Source organism: Streptomyces sp. NPDC079167 (assembly GCF_040686735.1).
In the GTDB taxonomy this organism is placed as follows: Bacteria; Actinomycetota; Actinomycetes; order Streptomycetales; family Streptomycetaceae; genus Streptomyces.
In genome coordinates, this window is the sequence record NZ_JBFBLO010000011.1 from 319,615 (window position 1) to 336,554 (window position 16,940).

General features: G+C 72.2%; 17 protein-coding genes. 6 read left to right on the plus strand and 11 right to left on the minus strand.

From position 1 onward, the window contains the following. The first annotated feature begins 139 nt into the window (after nucleotides 1-139). Entirely contained in the window at nucleotides 140-601 is a 462-nt protein-coding gene (locus AB0P41_RS24570) for a universal stress protein (RefSeq protein ID WP_356711235.1), read from the plus strand. 96 nt (nucleotides 602-697) lie between these two features. On the opposite strand, the gene AB0P41_RS24575 is transcribed toward AB0P41_RS24570, so the two are convergent. After that, nucleotides 698-1,921, minus strand: coding sequence for a CapA family protein (locus AB0P41_RS24575; RefSeq protein WP_356711237.1), 1,224 nt, complete (start codon nucleotides 1,919-1,921; stop codon nucleotides 698-700). Between the two features lie 257 nt (nucleotides 1,922-2,178). Here AB0P41_RS24575 and AB0P41_RS24580 point away from each other — a divergent pair, with 257 nt between their 5' ends. After that, nucleotides 2,179-2,748 carry a sigma-70 family RNA polymerase sigma factor gene (locus AB0P41_RS24580; RefSeq protein WP_365934188.1) on the plus strand — a complete coding sequence of 190 codons (570 nt, stop codon included), beginning with the start codon at nucleotides 2,179-2,181 and terminating at the stop codon, nucleotides 2,746-2,748. On the opposite strand, the gene AB0P41_RS24585 is transcribed toward AB0P41_RS24580, so the two are convergent. After that, nucleotides 2,682-2,879 carry a zf-HC2 domain-containing protein gene (locus AB0P41_RS24585; RefSeq protein WP_365934189.1) on the minus strand — a complete coding sequence of 66 codons (198 nt, stop codon included), beginning with the start codon at nucleotides 2,877-2,879 and terminating at the stop codon, nucleotides 2,682-2,684. The two genes, AB0P41_RS24580 and AB0P41_RS24585, sit on opposite strands and share 67 nt — an antisense overlap. A gap of 111 nt (nucleotides 2,880-2,990) precedes the next feature. On the opposite strand from AB0P41_RS24585, the gene AB0P41_RS24590 reads away from it, so the two are divergent. After that, the gene (locus AB0P41_RS24590; RefSeq protein ID WP_356711243.1) at nucleotides 2,991-3,506 is read left to right on the plus strand and encodes a hypothetical protein; all 516 of its coding nucleotides are present in this window, start codon (nucleotides 2,991-2,993) and stop codon (nucleotides 3,504-3,506) included. A gap of 19 nt (nucleotides 3,507-3,525) precedes the next feature. Here the strand turns inward: AB0P41_RS24590 and AB0P41_RS24595 are convergent, their stop codons facing one another. The 9 genes from AB0P41_RS24595 to AB0P41_RS24635 all read right to left on the minus strand — a co-directional run bounded on the left by AB0P41_RS24595 (nucleotide 3,526) and on the right by AB0P41_RS24635 (nucleotide 13,860). Next, a complete protein-coding gene (locus tag AB0P41_RS24595; protein ID WP_365934190.1) occupies nucleotides 3,526-4,743 on the minus strand; it encodes a histidine kinase in 1,218 nt (405 codons plus the stop codon). Continuing rightward, nucleotides 4,740-6,230, minus strand: a complete 1,491-nt coding sequence (locus tag AB0P41_RS24600) for a cation acetate symporter (protein WP_356711247.1) — start codon at nucleotides 6,228-6,230, stop codon at nucleotides 4,740-4,742. Before AB0P41_RS24600 ends, AB0P41_RS24595 begins: the two co-directional genes overlap by 4 nt. After that, nucleotides 6,227-6,589: a hypothetical protein gene (locus tag AB0P41_RS24605; protein ID WP_104783032.1), complete on the minus strand. Its 363-nt coding sequence runs from the start codon at nucleotides 6,587-6,589 to the stop codon at nucleotides 6,227-6,229. The genes AB0P41_RS24600 and AB0P41_RS24605 overlap by 4 nt, the downstream gene beginning before the upstream one ends. 63 nt (nucleotides 6,590-6,652) lie before the next feature. Then, nucleotides 6,653-7,405 (minus strand): LytTR family DNA-binding domain-containing protein, encoded by a 753-nt coding sequence (locus tag AB0P41_RS24610; protein ID WP_104783034.1) that lies wholly within the window; start codon nucleotides 7,403-7,405, stop codon nucleotides 6,653-6,655. A 65-nt stretch (nucleotides 7,406-7,470) separates the two neighbouring features. Beyond that, on the minus strand, nucleotides 7,471-8,331 hold the full coding sequence (locus AB0P41_RS24615; protein WP_365934192.1) for a DNA-formamidopyrimidine glycosylase family protein: 861 nt from the start codon (nucleotides 8,329-8,331) through the stop codon (nucleotides 7,471-7,473). Nucleotides 8,332-8,384: 53 nt separating this feature from the next. Further along, nucleotides 8,385-9,251, minus strand: a complete 867-nt coding sequence (locus AB0P41_RS24620; RefSeq protein WP_365934194.1) for an amidohydrolase family protein — start codon at nucleotides 9,249-9,251, stop codon at nucleotides 8,385-8,387. A gap of 1 nt (nucleotide 9,252) precedes the next feature. Beyond that, nucleotides 9,253-10,221, minus strand: a complete 969-nt coding sequence (locus AB0P41_RS24625; RefSeq protein ID WP_365934196.1) for an aldo/keto reductase — start codon at nucleotides 10,219-10,221, stop codon at nucleotides 9,253-9,255. 93 nt (nucleotides 10,222-10,314) lie between these two features. Next, the gene (locus tag AB0P41_RS24630) at nucleotides 10,315-11,673 is read right to left on the minus strand and encodes a wax ester/triacylglycerol synthase family O-acyltransferase (protein WP_365934198.1); all 1,359 of its coding nucleotides are present in this window, start codon (nucleotides 11,671-11,673) and stop codon (nucleotides 10,315-10,317) included. Between the two features lie 120 nt (nucleotides 11,674-11,793). Beyond that, nucleotides 11,794-13,860: a SpoIIE family protein phosphatase gene (locus AB0P41_RS24635; protein ID WP_365934200.1), complete on the minus strand. Its 2,067-nt coding sequence runs from the start codon at nucleotides 13,858-13,860 to the stop codon at nucleotides 11,794-11,796. A gap of 142 nt (nucleotides 13,861-14,002) precedes the next feature. Here AB0P41_RS24635 and AB0P41_RS24640 point away from each other — a divergent pair, with 142 nt between their 5' ends. Genes AB0P41_RS24640 through AB0P41_RS24650 form a run of 3 tightly spaced genes read left to right on the plus strand, consistent with a single transcriptional unit; the run spans nucleotide 14,003 to nucleotide 16,841 of the window. Further along, nucleotides 14,003-14,839 (plus strand): YndJ family protein, encoded by an 837-nt coding sequence (locus AB0P41_RS24640; RefSeq protein WP_365934202.1) that lies wholly within the window; start codon nucleotides 14,003-14,005, stop codon nucleotides 14,837-14,839. Then, nucleotides 14,836-15,348 carry a DUF1990 domain-containing protein gene (locus tag AB0P41_RS24645; protein ID WP_365934203.1) on the plus strand — a complete coding sequence of 171 codons (513 nt, stop codon included), beginning with the start codon at nucleotides 14,836-14,838 and terminating at the stop codon, nucleotides 15,346-15,348. Before AB0P41_RS24640 ends, AB0P41_RS24645 begins: the two co-directional genes overlap by 4 nt. 29 nt (nucleotides 15,349-15,377) lie before the next feature. After that, nucleotides 15,378-16,841, plus strand: coding sequence for a lipase maturation factor family protein (locus AB0P41_RS24650; protein ID WP_365934205.1), 1,464 nt, complete (start codon nucleotides 15,378-15,380; stop codon nucleotides 16,839-16,841). The last annotated feature ends 99 nt before the right edge of the window (nucleotides 16,842-16,940 follow it).

Consider the following 16,940-nt stretch of genomic DNA (forward strand, 5'->3'; position numbering starts at 1 on the left):
GCCCACGCCTCGCGCCGACACCTGGGATGTGGGCTTTTGCACCCGATGGATGGAGCACCTCGGCACAATCCGGAGGGAAGATTCGGGGTTCGGCCGCCCGGCCGGGGGGCGTCGGGCACGAGCGGCTACCCTCGGGCCCGTGACTGACCAGCAACACCATCGCTTCGAACGCGGCACGGACGGCCCCAAGGTGATCGTCGCGGGCATCGACGGCTCCGAGTCCTCGATGCGGGCCGCGGCGTACGCGGCGGGCCTCGCCCGTCGGCAGAACGCGATGCTCGCCCTCGTCTACGTCCAGCCGGTGCTGTCGGCCGGCGCCGCCCTGGGAGCCCCGGTCGCCGACGCGACCGGAGAGGTCGCCGAGGGTCTGGTGAGCGAGATCAGGGCGTCGGCCGAGCGGCTCAAGGCCATATGGAATGTCCGTTGGGAGTTCCATACGTTCCACGGGGATCCGTTCAACGGGCTCGTGACGGCCGCCGACGAGCTGAAGGCGGACGCCGTGATCGTGGGCGCGTCGGAGTCCGCCGGGCATCGTTTCGTCGGCTCGGTGGCGGTCCGCCTCGTGAAGGCCGGCCGCTGGCCGGTCACTGTCGTCCCGTGACGCCTGGCGGGTGGCCGCCGGTCACGGTCGTCCCGTGACGCCCCGCCGGTGGCCGCCGGTCACTTCCAGGCCATGAACGCCCGGGTGGGGCGGACCTCACTTGCCGGCCACGAGACCGTCCTCGGCTGCCCCACGGCTCAGGACGACGGCCTGGATCCGGTCGCGGATCTCTCCCAGCCGCTCCTCCGTCCTCCCTGCCGAGCCTGCGGCTCCGGGGGCCAGGGCCGTCACGCGCCCCGCCTCGGGGTCGAACCACTGCGGGATGAACTCGGCCTTCTTCACGGCCCATCGCTGCCCCGGTTTCGAGGGCGGCTCGAACGTGAAGCGGCCCATCGAGTTCTCGTTGCCGCGCGGGTCCTGGACTCCCTCGTGGTTGACCATGGCACCGGCGACCTGGTCGCCCATGCCGTAGACGATCCAGGTTCCGTTGACCTTCTCGTACGCCTGCGGGACATGGGCGTGGGTGCCGAGGATCAGGTCGATGTCGGGCCGTCCGCCGGTGACCGACGCCGTGAGTTCGCGGCCGAGTCCGAGCTGGACGTCGTCGGGGGCGTCCTGCCATTCGGTGCCCCAGTGCAGGGAGACGACGACCACGTCGGCCCCCGCCTTGCGGGCCGCCCGGGCGTCCGCGACGATCCGGTCCTTGTCGATCAGGTTGACCGCCCAGGGCTGCCCGGCGGGCAGCGGGATGTCGTTGGTGCCGTAGGTGTACGCGAGGTGGGCGACCTTCGCCGCGTTCTTGCCCTTGCCCGCCCTGAGCAAGGTGGGGCGGGACGCCTCCCGGGCCGAGCGTGCGGATCCGGCGTGGGCGACGCCCGCACGGTCCAGCGCGTCGAGCGTCCGTCCGATCCCCTGCGCGCCGTCGTCCAGGGTGTGGTTGGAGGCGGTGGAGCAGGAGTCGAAGCCGGTGGCGCGAAGTGCGGCCGCCACCTCGGGCGGTGACTTGAAGGACGGATAGCCGGTGTAGGGGCCGCCGTTCTGGCCGTACACCGTCTCCATGTGACAGATGGCCAGATCCGCACCCGAGACCGCCGGAGCGGCGCCTTTGAGCATCGGGCGGAAGTCGTAGCCCCTGCCGTCCGCGTCGGCCGCGGCCCGGTCGATGATCGAGGAGTGCGGCAGGATGTCGCCCGAGGCCAGCAGTGTGAAGGCGCGCGACCCCTCCGCTCCCCCGGCGCCCGCGCCGTTCGCCCCCCGCTCGGCGGAGAGGTGCCGCCCGGCGAACCCGGGGGGTGAGGAGGGCTGGCCGGTACAGGCTGTTGCGGTGGCGAGGAGACCGGCGACGGCGATCGCCGCGCCCTGTCGGATGCGCTTCGTCATCTGCACGACTCCCGGTTCGGATGATTTCGGCCATCCGAATACACATATATTCATACCGGTGAGTCAAGAACAAAGCGTCCAAAGTACCTGAATCGGCCGTATCGGCTTCGGATGACCGTTCACCGCACCACTCGCCGCTCCGTGCGACCGCTCGGCGCAGAGCTCGGTGCACCTCCTGTTCCTCCGCGCGCCCATGCGTTCGTATACGCCAGGCGGGAGCGAGGCGTCAGGGGCCTCTTCGGGAAAGGACGTTCACGATGACCACTGCGACAACCGATGAGCGGGACCTCGCCCAGCTGCAGCGGGAACACGGGCCCGCGCTGTTCCACTTCCTGCTGGGACTGACGTTCGGCGACCGGCAGCGGGCGGAGGATCTGCTGCAGGAGACGCTGGTACGCGCCTGGCAGCACCCGGAGGCGTTCGACGCTCCCTACGACTCGATGCGCCCGTGGCTCTTCACCGTCGCACGGCGGCTGGCCATCGACGCCCGCAGGTCCCGCCAGGCCCGTCCGACGGAGGTCAGCGACGCGGTGCTGGAGAGCGCCCCCGCGCAGGACGACACCGCGGACTCCGCGGTCCACGCCCTCGATGTGCGCGAAGCCGTGAGCACGCTCAGCCCCGAGCACCGGGCCGTGCTCGTGCAGATCTACTTCCGGGGGCTCAGCGTGGGCGAGACCGCGCAGGCCCTCGGCATACCGGCGGGCACCGTCAAGTCCCGCTCGTACTACGCGCTGCGGATGCTCAGCCGCAATCTGCCCGGCTACTCCAGCAGGTCCTCCACGTTGAGCTGCGCGAGCAGGGACACCGCCTCCGCGACCTCCACATAGGCCGCCGCGCATGCCTCGCACCGCTGCAGGTGACGGGCGACCTCACCGCTCTCGTCCGTTTCCAGGGCATCGAGCACGTAGACGCCCAGCAGCTGGCGCACATGCGGCCCGTCGCCGCGGTCGGCGGTCATGGCACCTCGAATCTCCCGACGGATCCTGCCCTTCTGCCCACGCGGGGCGCGCGCCCCCGGTTCAATGCTGCGTGTAGCCCGGTACGGAGTCGACGAAAGAGGCGAGACGGGATGCGTCCCGAACACCACGAGGGAACCGGCGGGGGCGGGCTGCTGGTCCCGATGGCCTGGATGTACTCCGAGTACATCGCTGACGAGGTCCTGGAGACCGGCGACCTGATGGAGCCGACGACCCTGGAGTACCGTGCGGGACGCGACGCGCTCGCCCTGACGATCTTCCTCTCCGACGGAGCGGGCGCCGACGAGCTCCCCGCGGCGCGGGTGGACGAGCTGCGGCTGCTCACGGCGTACGGCGCCTCCTGGAGACGGTGGGTCTGCGCGCGCCTGGAGGCGCTGGAGCGGCCGACCGCCCCGGCGGGGGTCGCGGATCCCGATCTCGCGCTGGCACGGGCCGCCTGGCGGTGGCTGGAGGAGACCGAGCTGCTGGCGGCCGACCTCGACGCGATCGGCCCGCCCCCGTGGGATCCGGTGGACGGCGAGGAGGACGAGGACGTCGAGACCCAGGTCTGGACTCCGGCGTGGCAGCTGGGACTGCCGCTGGGTCACCTGGCGGTGCACCTGTACTGACCGGCGGACCGTCGGCCGGTCAGGAACCGTGGACGCCCGCACGGTACTTGGGCAGCCTCAGGGTGATCTTCATGCCCGCGCCGGCTCCCGTCTCGATCACGAGGCCGTAGTCGTCCCCGTACACCTGGCGCAGCCGTTCGTCCACGTTGAGCAGACCGATGCCGGCGGAGGTGCCGCCCTCGCCGCGCAGGATCCGGCGGAGACGCTCCGGCTCCATTCCGGCGCCGTCGTCCTCGATGACGACCTCCGCTTCGGCGCCGGCGTCCAGTGCGCTGATCGTGATGCGGATCGGGGCGTCACCCGGGCGGGCGGCGCCCGGGGGCCGGGAAGGAGTGACGGCGCCCTCCAGGCCGTGTTTCACGGCGTTCTCGACGAGGGGCTGGAGACAGAGGAACGGCAGCGAGACGGGAAGGACCTCCGGGGCCACCTGGAGCGTCACGGAGAGCCGCTCACCGAAGCGCGCGCGCACCAGTGCCAGATACTGGTCGATGGAGTGGAGCTCGTCGGCCAGGGTGGTGAACTCACCATGTCTGCGGAACGAGTAGCGGGTGAAGTCGGCGAATTCCAGCAGGAGTTCACGCGCGCGCTCGGGGTCGGTCCGGACGAACGACGCGATCGCGGCGAGTGAGTTGAAGATGAAGTGCGGGGAGATCTGGGCCCGCAGCGCCTTGATCTCGGCCTCGATGAGCTGCGTACGGGAGCGGTCGAGCTCGGCGAGTTCCAGCTGTACGCAGACCCAGCGGGCCACCTCCCCCGCGGCCCTGGCCAGGACCGCCGATTCGCGGGGTGCGTAGGCGACGAGGGTGCCGAGTACCCGGTGGTCGACCGTCAGCGGGACGGCGACGGCCCAGCGCAGCGGGCAGTCGAGGTCGGCGCAGTCGCTGTGGAAGGCGGTGTCCCTGCCGCTGGCCAGGAGACCTTCGACCTGGTGCATCACGTCCTTCCCGTGGTGGTCCCCCTCGCCGTCCCACACCAGCACCCGGTCGCGGTCGGTGAGGCACAGGGCATCGGTGCCGAGCAGCGAACGCAGTCCGCGCGCCGACCTGCGGGCGCTCTCCTCGGTGAGCCCCGCGCGCAACGGGGGCGCGGCGAGGGAGGCCGTGTGCAGGGTCTCGAAGGTGGCGTGTTCGACGGGTGTGCCCACATCGCTGGTGCGCACGGGGCGGGCGGTGCGGCCCAGCAGGAAGCCGGTGGAGAACAGCAGCAGGACGAGCACGGTGATCCCGGCCCCGGTCATCGCGCCCGTCCCGAGGTCAGCGCCTCCGGCAGATGGAAGCGGGTCATGGCGGCGTTGGTGCCCGGCGGTATCCGTCCCGGAGTGGCCAGGGAGACCAGGATCATCGCGAGGAAGCCGACCGGCACGGACCAGACCGCCGGCCAGGCCAGCAGGGCGTGCGGCCAGCCCGGCGGGCGTACCGCGCCGCTGACGGTGATGGCCACGGACAGCAGTGCGGAGCCGCCGCCGAGCAGCAGCCCGGCGATCGCGCCCGGCGGGGTGAGCCGCCGCCACCAGATGCCGAGGACGAGCAGCGGACAGAAGGACGACGCGGAGACCGCGAAGGCCATGCCGACGGCGTCGGCCACCGGCACCCTGCTGACCACCAGCGAGCCGGCCAGGGGCACGGCGATGGCCAGGACCGTGGCCAGCCGGAAGTGCCGTACGCCCCGCGAGGGGAGGACGTCCTGGGTGATCACTCCGGCGACGGCCATGGTGAGCCCGGACGCCGTGGACAGGAACGCGGCGAACGCCCCGCCCGCGAGGAGCGCGCCGAGCAGGTCGCCGCCGAGGCCGCCGATTACGCGGGCGGGCAGCAGCAGTACGGCGGCGTCGGCGTCTGTGCCGTGCATGAGTTCGGGCGCGTACAGACGGCCCAGGGCGCCGTAGACCGGGGGCAGCAGGTAGAACAGGCCGACCAGGGCGAGCACGGCGACCGTGGTGCGGCGGGCGTCGCGGCCGTTGGGACTGGTGTAGAAGCGGACCACCACATGGGGCAGACCCATGGTGCCGAGGAACGTCGCCACGATCAGTCCGTACGTCGCGTAGAGCGGATGGTCGGCGCGGAAGACGGAGATCTGCTCGTCGAAGCTGACCCGGGGGCGGCCGTCGCCCTGCCAGGCCAGCACCAGGAAGATCGCGGGCACCAGCAGCGCCGTGAGCTTCAGCCAGTACTGGAACACCTGCACGAAGGTGATGGAGCGCATGCCGCCCGCCGCGACGGCGACCACCACGACCGAGGCGACGAGCACGTCGCCGAGCCAGCCGGGCGCACCGGTGAGGATCTTCAGGGTGAGTCCGGCGCCCTGGAGCTGCGGCACGAGGTAGACCCAGCCTGCGCCGACGACGAACACGCTGACCAGCCGGCGCACCTGCCGGGATTCGAGCCGTCCCTCGGCGAAGTCGGGGAGGGTGTACGCCCCCGAGCGGCGCAGCGGCGCGGCGACGAACACCAGCAGCACGAGGTATCCGGCGGTGTAGCCGACCGGGTACCAGAGCATGTCGGGGCCGTGCACCAGCACCAGGCCCGCGATGCCGAGGAAGGACGCGGCGGACAGGTACTCGCCGCTGATCGCCGCGGCGTTGAGCCTCGGCCGTACGGTGCGCGACGCTACGTAGAAGTCGGAGGTGGTGCGGGAGATCCGCAGCCCGAAGCCGCCGACGAGGACGGTGGCCAGGACGACGAGGGCGACCGCCACCACCGCTGCCGGGTGGCCGGGAGCGCTCACGGTGCGGGGAGGCCTTCCACGAGTCTGGCGAAGTCGCGTTCGTTGCGCTCGGCCCTGCGCACGTACCACCAGGCGGCCAGGGTGAGCGGCGGATAGGTGGCGAAGCCGAGCACCGCCCAGACGAGGGCGTTGCTGTGCAGTGCCTCGAAGACCAGCGGCAGGGTCCCGGCGACGAGGGCGAGGACCGCGAAGGCGGTGAGTCCGGCCCGCAGCTGGCTGCGCATCAGCGAGCGGACGTAGGCGCCCCCGAGTGCGGTCTGCTCGTCGATCTCCGACTGGGCACGGTAACGGGGCAGTGGGCGCACCCGCCGGGGCTCGCCCATGACCACTTCGCGACGGGGCGTGCTCTCTGCGGACATGGGGCCGGAGTGTAGGCGGCACGGGGCCCGGCTGGGAAGGGCAGCCCTCCCGGTCGAGCCAGGTCAGCGGCCGGTCTGCCGCATCAGGAGGTCGCGGAGGGCACGGGTGTGACGCCGGCTGACCGCCAGCTCGGCACCCCCGATGCGGACACTCATACTGCCCGCGTCGAGCCTGAGTTCGTCGATCCGGTTCAGCGCCACGAGGTGGCGGCGGTGAATGCGTACGAACCCCCGGGAGCGCCAGCGCTCCTCCAGGGTGGTGAGCGGTATCCGGACGAGATGGCTGCCGGTCGCGGTGTGCAGCCGGGCGTAGTCGCCCTGCGCCTCGGCGTACGCGATGTCGTCGACGGGCACGAACCGGATGACCCCGCCCAGTTCCACCGCGACCTGGTCGGCGGCCGCGTCGTGGACGGACGCGGAGCGCTCGCCGACCTGCTCGGCCACGCGGCGCACAGCCTCGGCCAGCCGCTCGCGGCGGACGGGTTTGAGTACGTAGTCGACGGCCTTGAGGTCGAAGGCGTGTACGGCGAAGCCCTCGTGGGCGGTGACGAAGACGATGAGCGGCGGTGCGGCGAACCCGGCCAGGAGCTGGGCGACGTCGAGCCCGGTGAGCCCGGCCATGTGGATGTCCAGGAACACGACGTCGATCGCCGAGGGGTCCTCGGGCCCGGCGTCGACGGCGCCACCGATGCGGCGCAGCGCCTCGGTGGCGCCCGTGGCGCCCTCGGCGCTCCGGATGCGGGGATCGGCGCGCAGGAGGTAGAGGAGTTCCTCCAGGGCGGGTTCTTCGTCGTCGACGGCGAGTACGCGCAGCATGAGCCCGGAGTGTAGGGCCTCCCGGACGGGAGGCCCGAGATGCGGGACCGGCGCGACGGCCGCCGTTACTTGAGCAGGCGGGACAGCCGCCGGTCGGCGAGCGGCTTGCCCCCGGTCTGGCAGGTGGGGCAGTACTGGAGCGACGAGTCGCTGAACGACACCTCCAGCACGGTGTCGCCGCAGACGGGGCAGGGCTGCCCGGCGCGGCCGTGGACGCGCATGCTGCTCTTCTTCTCGGCCTTGAGCCGGCCCGCCGCGACGCCCCGGGAGCGCTCGACCGCGTCCTGGAGCGTGGTGCGCATCGCGTTGTACAGATGGGTGATGTCGTTGTCGCCGAGCGCGGTGGTGAGCTTGAACGGTGACATCTTCGCGACGTGCAGGATCTCGTCGCTGTAGGCATTGCCGATACCCGCGATCAGCGACTGGTCGCGCAGGGCTCCCTTGATCTGCCGGCGTGCTCCGCCGAGCACCGTCGCGAACGCGTCCCGGTCGAAGGAGTCGGCCAGCGGGTCGGGCCCGAGCCGCGCGACCCCGGGCACGTCCGACGGGTCACGCACCAGGTGGACGGCGAGGCGCTTGGTGGTGCCCATCTCGGTCAGGTCGAAGCCGTCGCCGCCGGCGAGGACCGTCCGCAGGGCGAGCGGACCCTTGCCGGGCCGGGGCGGGGTCGCGGGGAAGCTGTCCTTCCACTGCAGCCAGCCGGCCCGTGCGAGGTGGATGAGCAGATGGAGCCCGCCGGCGGTGATGTCGAGGAATTTCCCGTGCCGGGCCACGGACGTCACGGTGGCGCCTTCGAGGGCGGTGGGCGGCGGGTCGTACGTCTTCAGGACGCTGATCGCAAGCGGCAGGACGCGGGCGATCTCCTTGCCGACCAGATGGTCGTCGAGGAAGTCCCGCAGGGCTTCGACTTCCGGGAGTTCGGGCATGCCTCCAGCCTGCCGCAACGGCCGCGCGCATGCCCGCCGGGTGCGCGCCGTGTTCAGGCGGCGGGCATGCGCAGCCCGTAGACCCGCCGCGCGGTCTCCGAAAGGACGGACCGCTGTCCGTCCTCCCCGAGCCGGCCGGTCAGCTCGCGGGCCACGTCCAGGACCTCGGTGTACGAGGCCGCGAGCCGGCAGACGGGCCAGTCGGAGCCGAACATCGTCCGGCCGGGTCCGAAGGCGTCGATGACGGTGTCCGCGTAGGGGCGCAGGTCCTCCACCGTCCAGGTCCGCGGGTCCGCCTCGGTGACCAGGCCGGAGAGCTTGCAGACGGTGTTGGGCAACGCGGCCAGCGCCCGCAGGTCACCGGCCCAGGGGTCCACCGCGCCCCGGGCCACGGGCGGTTTGCCCGCGTGGTCGAGTACGAAGGTGAGCTCCGGCAGGAGGGCGGCGGCGCGGGTGGCGGCGGGCAGCTGGTGGGGCCGGACGAGCAGGTCGTAGGTGAGCCCGGCGGCGGCGACGGCTCGCAGCCCGCGCAGGACGTCGGGGCGCAGCAGCCACTCGGGGTCGGGTTCGGCCTGGACCTGGTGGCGGATTCCGACGAGCCGGTCGCCGCCGGGCAGGGCGCGGAGTCCGGCGAGGGTGCCGGCGACGTCGGGGGCGGTGAGGTCGGTCCATCCGACGACGCCCGCGACGAGCGTGCTGTCATGGGCGAGCGCGAGGAATTCGGGGGTCTCCTCCGCGACGGTGACCGTCTGGACGAGCACGGTGGCGGCCACCCCGGCGGCGCGTGCCTCGGGCTCCAGGTCGGTGAGGGTGAAGGTGCGGCGGATGGGGGCGAGTTCCTCGCCGGTGATCCAGTCCTGGTCGCGCACCGCGAGGTCCCACACATGATGGTGGGCGTCGATGACCGGCGGGGGCGTCATGTCACAGCAGCCCTTCCGCGCGCAGGTCGTCCCAGAGCGCGTCCGGAACCGGCGTGCGGAGCCGCGCCGCGGCGTCCCTCACCTCGACCGGTGAGCGGACGCCGACGAGGGCTCCCGCGACAGCCGGGTGGCCCAGCGAGTAGTGGAGGGCGGCGGCGCGCAGCGGGACACCGTGCGCCTCGGTGACGGCCCGGATGCGTACGGCGCGTTCGAGGAGCGGCGCGGGGGCCGACGCGTAGTCGTAGGTCGCGCCGGGGCGCGGGTCGACGAGCAGCCCGGAGTTGAACACACCTCCGACGACGACGCTGCGGCCCCGGGCGGCGGCTTCCGGCAGCAGGACGTCGAGGGCGCTGTGGTCGAGGAGGGTGAAGCGGCCGGCGCACAGGACGGCGTCGACGTCGGTCTCGCGCAGGAAGCGGGTGAGCATCGCGGTCTGGTTCATGCCGGCTCCGATCGCGCCGACCATGCCCTCCGCGCGCAGCTTCTCCAGCGCCGGGTAGCCCTCGCGGAAGGCCGCCTCGCCGTGGTCGTCGGGGTCGTGCAGATACACGATGTCGACCCGGTCGAGGCCGAGGCGACCGAGGCTGTCCTCGATGCTGCGGCGGATGCCGTCCGCGCTGAAGTCCCAGCGGCGCCGGTGGGTGTGCGGCACGGCGAAGCCGTCGGACAGCCCGTGGTGGGCCGCCGTCTCCGCGGGGGGCAGCGGGTCGAGCAGACGGCCCGCCTTCGTGGAGACCGTGTACGCGTCCCGGGGCCGGTCCCGCAGAGCCTCTCCGAGACGGCGTTCGGAGAGTCCGAGGCCGTAGTGCGGCGCCGTGTCGAAGTAGCGGATGCCCTCGTCCCACGCCGCGTCCACGGCGGCGGCGGCCTGCCCCGGATCGACCTCCGTGAAGAGATTGCCGATGGCCGCCGCCCCGAAGGCGAGTTCGGTGATCTCGACCTCGCCGCGTCCGAGTCTGTTGCGCCGCATGGCCCTGCTGCCCCCGCCGGTAATCCCTGATGGTCCGTAGAGGAATATTCATCGGATCTATCGGCCGCGTCAACAGGGCCGGCGGATTGGCTGTCAGGCGGGGGCGGGCACCGTGGGCACGAGTGAGTGCAGGTCGTGCAGCTCCTCGCGGACCGCGCAGGCGAGCCGGTCGAGATCGGGAAGGGCCTTCCCGTCGGCGACCAGTCCGACCTGCACCCCTCCGCCGTAGGTGGTCAGGGCGACGGCCAGCGACTGTCCGCGGGCGAGCGGCGCCATGGGATAGAGGGCGCGCAGCGGGCAGCCGCCGAGGGAGAGCGCCGAGCGGGGCAGCGGCACGCTGGTGATCAGGATGTCGAAGAGCATCCGGGCCGCGTTCCCCGCCAGCGGGGCTCCGAACCGGTGGGCAAGCGCGGGCAGCTGGTCGGCAAGCACGGCGACGGCGCCCGCGCCGCGCAGCGGTCCGGCCGCCTTGTTGCGGTCCATTCCCGTGCGTACGAGGCGCAGCCGTTCCCTGGCGTCGGCCTCACCGACGGGCAGCCCGAGGAGGTAGGCGGAGAGTCTGTTGCCGGTGGCCGCTCCGCCGGGCCGGCGCCGGGAGACGGGGACCAGGGCGCGCGGGTCGGCACCGGGGAGCGGCTCGCCGCGTTCGAGCATCCAGCGGCGCAGCGCACCGGCGACGACGGCGAGCAGCACGTCGTTGGCCGTGCCGCCCTCGGTGCGGCGGATCCGCTGCACCGGATCGGCGTCGAGGTCGGCGGTGGCCAGCCGGCGTGTGCCGCTGGAGCGCGCGGTCAGTGCCGTGCCGGCGCGCAGGTCGAGGCGGCTGGCGCGTACGACGGAGGCACCGACCCCCAGCGCCCGGCGCACGTCACCGATCCGCTCCATCGCCATGCCCGCGGCCTCGTACGGGCCGGGCAGCCAGGAGCGGGGCGGTACGGGCGTCCGGCGGATCGTCGCGCCACGGCCCGCGCCGGCGGAGGCGATCTGGTCGAAGATGCCGGCGCCGATCGCTACGGCCCGCATGCCGTCGGCGAGTGCGTGGTGCAGCTTCACCAGCACGGCGAACGGGCCGTCACCCGGGGTGTCCAGGAGGTACATCTGCCAGGGCGGCAGGCCCCGTCCGAGCGGCCGCTCCATGAGTTCGCCCGCGAGCCGGGTCGCCTCCGCCATGAAGTCGCCCTCGGGGAGCACCACCCGCCTGACGTGCCGTTGCACGTCGAAGTCCTTGTCGGTGAACCAGGCCGCGCCGCCGACGGGCAGCAGGACGTCGCGTACGCGCATCCGCAGCCGGGGAATGGCCGCGGCGCGTGCTCCGAGCAGCTCGAGCAGGTCCTGCGGGGCGACGCCCGGTACCGGGTCGAAGACGGCGAGCGCGCCGAGATGCATCGGGTGGGTTTCGGATTCGAGGTGCCAGAAGGCCAGATCAAGAGGTGCCAGGAGCTCGGTACTCAACGGGGCCTCGCGTCTTCGACAGCGGAACGACGGGATCAAAGTCAATCCCGCAGGGTCGGTTACGGTCAAGTATCGACAGGTTACGTACTGTTACAGTCTTCCGCTGCCGCGACAGTCGCGCTACCGGTGGTCCGGGACGAGGAATTCGCACCACACGCACTTGCCGTTGCCCCGGGACTCCACTCCCCAGATATCGGCCATCCGGTCGACGAGCATGAGTCCGCGGCCCGAGACCCCGGACTCACCCGCGTCCCTGCGGCGCGGCAGCGCGCTGGAGCGGTCCTCGACGTCGACCCGGAGGCGGCGTTCGGTTCCGGTGAGCATCCGGATGGTGACGATGGCACCGCCGTCGGTGTGCATCAGGGCGTTGGTGATCAGCTCGTCGGCGGCGAGCTCCACCTCGTCCGCCCGGCCCTTGGCCCCCCAGGCACGCACGGCGGCCCGGATCATGTGGCGGGCGGACGTCAGCGCCTCCGGGTCGTTCTGCGCGACGTGCTGCTGGAGCCGGCCGCCCGGGTGGGGCGCGTGGGCCGCGTCCCGGCGCAGCAGCAGCAGCGCCATGTCGTCCTCGCCGCCGCGCTCGTCGACGACCTCGCAGAGCCGGTCGGCCAGCTTCTCAAGGTCCTGCGGACCGTCGCGAACGGTCGCCGCCAGCAGTCGCATGCCTTCGTCGAGGTCGGTGCCGGGCAGCTCCACCATTCCGTCGGTGTAGAGGATCATCGTCTGGCCCGGGTCCAGGTCGACGGTGCTGACCGGGTATTCGAGCTGTCCGAACTCCGCGGAGAGGCCCAGCGGCAGGCCGCCGTCGACCGGCAGCCTGCGACAGCTCCCGTCGATGTCGCGCAGGGCCGGGTCGACGTGCCCGGCCCTGACCAGCTGCACCACTCCGGTGGTCAGATCGGCCTCGCCGTAGGTGCAGGTCGCGAAGCGGTCGGTGTCGAGTTCATGGAGGAAGACGGAGGCGCGCGCCATGACCGTGGCCGGGCTGTGGCCCTCGGCCGCGTAGGCGCGCAGCACGATCCGGAGCTGCCCCATGACGGCCGCCGCGTGCGTGTCGTGCCCCTGTACGTCACCGATGACGGCGCCGACCCGGCCGCCGGGCAGCGAGATGATGTCGTACCAGTCACCACCGATGTCCCTCCCGAGCCGCGCCGAGCGGTAGCGCACGGCGACCTGGGCGCCCCGCACCTCGGGGATCCGGCGCGGCAGCATCGCCTGCTGGAGCCCCTCGGCGAGGTCGTGCTCCTGTTCGTAGAGCATCGCCCGCTGAAGGCTCTGGGCGATGGAACTGCCGAGAGCCACGAGCAGGTTCCGCTCGTCGCTGGTGAAGCCGGCCTTGTCGCCGTACAGGAGGCCGAGCGCGCCGATCGGCCGGGCCTGGGCGATGAGCGGCAGGTAGGCGGCGGCGGTGATGCCGAGATGGCTGATGTGCGGCCACAGGATGGGGTACGAGGTCGCGAAGTCCTCGGGTGTCTCGATGAACCGCGGGGTGAGCGTGCGGATCACTTCGCTCATCGGGTAGGGCTCGTCGGTGCGCGTGTAGCGGGTGCCCTGCACGAACGCCCCCTCGGGGCCGTCCGCCACCAGATGGATGCGCCCGGACTCGAGCAGCCCCACGACGAGACTGGTGGCGCCGAGGTTGGCCAGGCCTCGAGAGCTCTTGAGCACGTCGGTGACGTCCTTGACCGTCCGGGCGTGCGCCAGGGCCGCCGCGGTGCCCTCGACCAGGCTCGTACGGCGCCGTCGGTCCTCGTCGACGGTCCGGCGGGCGGTGGATTCCGCCAGCTCCTGGGTGGCGTCGCGGATGATCCCGATGATGCGGCGTGGCCGCCCGGTACCGTCGCGGCGGATGAACCCCTGCGTGTGCGTCCAGCACAGGGTCCCGTCCCGCTGTCTCCTGCGGAAGTACGCGCCGTAGTTGTCGTGGCCGCTCTTGAGTGCCTGCGAGACCATCGCGTCGAGCCGGATCCCCTCGTCGGCCGGTACGCGCCGCGCGAGCCCGGAGGGGCGGCCGTCGTACTCGTCGGGGCGAAGGTCGAACACTTCGAGGGCGGGCTCGTCCATGTGCATGAGGCCGCTGTCCAGATCCCAGTCGAAGCTGCCCATTCGGTTCAGGGCGAGGCTGAGGTCCGGGTGGGCGGGCCAGTCGTCCGGGAGTGACAGGGCACCCGCTACCCGATCATCCATGTGCGCCACTCTGCCATTATTTGTCCGATTCCTCGACCGAACCGTCGTCTTGAACACGTTCAAGACGACGCCTATGCTCGACGCCAAGCGAATTGAACACGTTCAATTCTTCTGGTCGTGCGCGTGGACGGGGGTGGACGCGATGTCCGTACTGGTCGGGCTGATCGTGATGCTGGGCATGCTGGTGGTCGTTCCGTTGGGCCTGGGGCTCGTCGGCGACCCCGCCCTCCACCGGATACGGCGTCTGTGGCCGTTCTTCGCGGTGCCCGGCGCGGTGTCCCTGTGGCTGCCACGCGGCGGCGCCGCCACCGCGCTCGCCCTCTGCTACGCGCTGGGGACGCTGCTCCTCGCCGCCCATGCACCCCGGCGGCTCGCGCGCACGCGCAGCGCGCGTCCGGCGGAGGCCGCCCTGCTCACCGCGCTGGTCGCCCCGTCGGTCGCGGCGCTCGCCCTCGTCGCCGAGCGCTCCGGCCATGAACTGTTCGGCTTCGGGCTCGGCATCCTCGCACTGACCGTGCCCCACTTCCACTTCGCCGGTTTCGCCGCCGCCCTCGTCGCCGGTCTCGTCTGCCGGGCGGAGGACGGCGCGGCAGGCCGGTTCGCCGCTCTGAGCGTGCCGCTCGGCACCCTCCTCGTCCTCGTCGGCTACTTCACCGGGGCCCGGACCGAGCTGGCCGGGGCCGTCGTACTCACCGCCGGGATGTGGGCGGTCGCGCTCCTGACCTGGCGCACGGCCCCCGCCGCGGGAACAGATCGTGTCACCCGCGCCCTGCTGGCCGTATCGGCAGGCGTACTGGCGGTCACCATGGTGCTGGCGCTGAGCTGGGCGCTCGGCGAGGCCACCGGGCTGCCGCACCCCACACTGACCTGGATGGCGGCCACGCACGGCCTCGGCAACGCACTCGGCTTCGCACTGTGCGCGCTGCTCGCCCGGCGCCGGCTCCAGGACTTCACCCACCCGGAAGGCAGGACCGCATGAGCAGGCTCACGTATCCCGAAGCAGGAGCGACGCGGCTCGGACCGCTCCCGGACGGGTACAACCATCTGCACCACCGCGCGGCGGTCGGCAGGGGCCGTACGGACTTCGAGGCCGCGGGCGCCGCCGTCACGGAGTGGCGGGCGCACCGTGCCACCGGAGCCAGGGTCGACGCCTCCGCCGAACGCGCCGCCGCCGGTGTCACCGTCGAGGTGTCGGCGGGCATCGGGCCGCTCCGCCTCGCCGCGCCCTGCGAGATCGTCTGGACCGTGTACGAGAAGGACCGCACCGGCTTCGGCTACGGAACCCTGACGGGGCATCCGGAGTGCGGCGAGGAGAGCTTCGTCGTGGAACTGGCGGACGACGGCACGGTGTGGTTCACCGTCATGGCGTTCTCCCGGCCCGCCTCCTGGTACACCCGGCTGGCGGGCCCGCTCGTCCCCGTGGCGCAGCGGTGGTACGCCCGGCGGCTCGCCGCCGCACTGCGCCGGGCCACCGTGTCGGCCACCTGAGAGGCGGGGCAAGCCGGATACTGGAGGCGATGGAATGGTTCACCGCAGACGGATACTGGCTGAGCAGGCTGATCTTCCAGCGGGCGCTCGCCGTCGTCTACCTCGTCGCCTTCGTCGCCGCGGCGCTGCAGTTCCGGGCGCTGATCGGCTCCCGCGGCATGCTCCCGGTGCCCGACCTGCTGCGCCACACCTCGTGGCGGGCCGCCCCCGGCCTGTTCCGGCTGCACTACTCCGACCGCTTCTTCGCGCTGGTCGCCTGGGCGGGCGCCGCGGTGTCGCTCGCGCTCCTGGCCGGCCTGGACGCGTACCTCCCGCTGGGCGCGGCGATGGCCCTGTGGGCCGTGCCGTGGGTGCTGTACCTGTCGATCGTCCAGGTGGGCCAGGTCTGGTACGGCTTCGGCTGGGAGTCGCTCCTGCTGGAGACGGGCTTCCTCGCCGTCTTCCTGGGCAACGATTCCACGGCGGCCCCGGTGCTGGTGCTGTGGCTGCTGCGCTGGCTGCTCTTCCGGGTGGAGTTCGGCGCCGGCCTCATCAAGATCCGGGGGGACGAGTGCTGGCGGCGGCTGACCTGTCTGGACTTCCACCATGAGACCCAGCCGATGCCCGGACCGCTGAGCTGGTTCTTCCACCGTCTCCCGAAGCCCGCCCACCGGGTGGAGACCGCGGCGAACCACGTCACCCAGCTCGTGGTGCCCTTCCTCCTCTTCACTCCCCAGCCGGTGGCGAGCGCCGCGGCGGGTCTGATGGTGGTGACCCAGCTGTGGCTCGTACTGTCCGGGAACTTCGCCTGGCTGAACTGGCTGACGATCGTCCTCGCCCTCGCGGCGATCGACTGGTCGCCCGTTGCCGGTCCACCGCCCGCACAGCCGTCGTCGCCCCTCTGGTACGAGGTGGTGGTCCTCGTCGTGACCGTTCTCGTCCTGGTCCTCAGCTACCGTCCGGCACGCAATCTGCTCTCCCGTCGGCAGGCGATGAACCGCTCCTTCGACCCGCTGCACCTGGTCAACACCTACGGAGCCTTCGGGAGCATCAGCAGGATGCGGCTCGAGGTGGTGGTCGAGGGCACCGACGAGGAGGTGATCCACGAGGGGACGCGCTGGCTGGAGTACGGCTTCCGGGGCAAGCCCGGCGATCCGCGCCGGCTGCCGCGCCAGTTCGCCCCGTACCACCTGCGGCTGGACTGGATGATGTGGTTCGCGGCGCTCTCCCCCGCCTACGCCCGCTCCTGGTTCGGCCCGTTCGCCGAACGGCTGCTGCGCGGCGACCGGGACACCCTGCGGCTGCTGGGCCACAACCCGTTCCCCGGCGGCCCGCCGGCCCACATCCGGGCCAGGGTCTTCCACTACCGGTTCACGGACCGCCAGGAGCTGCGGGCCACCGGGTGCTGGTGGGACCGGACCTACGTACGCGACTTCATGAGACCGGTGGCCCGGCCCGTCCCGCTCCGGCCGGGCGGATCGGGATCCGGCGCCGGCTCCGGCCGCCTCGGCTGAGAGCAGCGGCCTCGTGCCGAGAAACACCAAAGGGCCACGGGCGACGATGGAACGGGCCCCGGGAGTGAGAGGCGGGGCAGGCGGGTAACAGACAGACCC

Excerpts from the sequence above, each read along its gene's own strand:
- AB0P41_RS24575 (WP_356711237.1), bottom strand. The coding sequence starts at position 1,921 with ATGACGAAGCGCATCCGACAGGGCGCGGCGATCGCCGTCGCCGGTCTC.
- AB0P41_RS24580 (WP_365934188.1), top strand. The coding sequence starts at position 2,179 with ATGACCACTGCGACAACCGATGAGCGGGACCTCGCCCAGCTGCAGCGG.
- AB0P41_RS24585 (WP_365934189.1), bottom strand. The coding sequence starts at position 2,879 with ATGACCGCCGACCGCGGCGACGGGCCGCATGTGCGCCAGCTGCTGGGC.
- AB0P41_RS24590 (WP_356711243.1), top strand. The coding sequence starts at position 2,991 with ATGCGTCCCGAACACCACGAGGGAACCGGCGGGGGCGGGCTGCTGGTC.
- AB0P41_RS24595 (WP_365934190.1), bottom strand. The coding sequence starts at position 4,743 with ATGACCGGGGCCGGGATCACCGTGCTCGTCCTGCTGCTGTTCTCCACC.
- AB0P41_RS24605 (WP_104783032.1), bottom strand. The coding sequence starts at position 6,589 with ATGTCCGCAGAGAGCACGCCCCGTCGCGAAGTGGTCATGGGCGAGCCC.
- AB0P41_RS24610 (WP_104783034.1), bottom strand. The coding sequence starts at position 7,405 with ATGCTGCGCGTACTCGCCGTCGACGACGAAGAACCCGCCCTGGAGGAA.
- AB0P41_RS24615 (WP_365934192.1), bottom strand. The coding sequence starts at position 8,331 with ATGCCCGAACTCCCGGAAGTCGAAGCCCTGCGGGACTTCCTCGACGAC.
- AB0P41_RS24620 (WP_365934194.1), bottom strand. The coding sequence starts at position 9,251 with ATGACGCCCCCGCCGGTCATCGACGCCCACCATCATGTGTGGGACCTC.
- AB0P41_RS24625 (WP_365934196.1), bottom strand. The coding sequence starts at position 10,221 with ATGCGGCGCAACAGACTCGGACGCGGCGAGGTCGAGATCACCGAACTC.
- AB0P41_RS24635 (WP_365934200.1), bottom strand. The coding sequence starts at position 13,860 with ATGGATGATCGGGTAGCGGGTGCCCTGTCACTCCCGGACGACTGGCCC.
- AB0P41_RS24640 (WP_365934202.1), top strand. The coding sequence starts at position 14,003 with ATGTCCGTACTGGTCGGGCTGATCGTGATGCTGGGCATGCTGGTGGTC.
- AB0P41_RS24645 (WP_365934203.1), top strand. The coding sequence starts at position 14,836 with ATGAGCAGGCTCACGTATCCCGAAGCAGGAGCGACGCGGCTCGGACCG.
- AB0P41_RS24650 (WP_365934205.1), top strand. The coding sequence starts at position 15,378 with ATGGAATGGTTCACCGCAGACGGATACTGGCTGAGCAGGCTGATCTTC.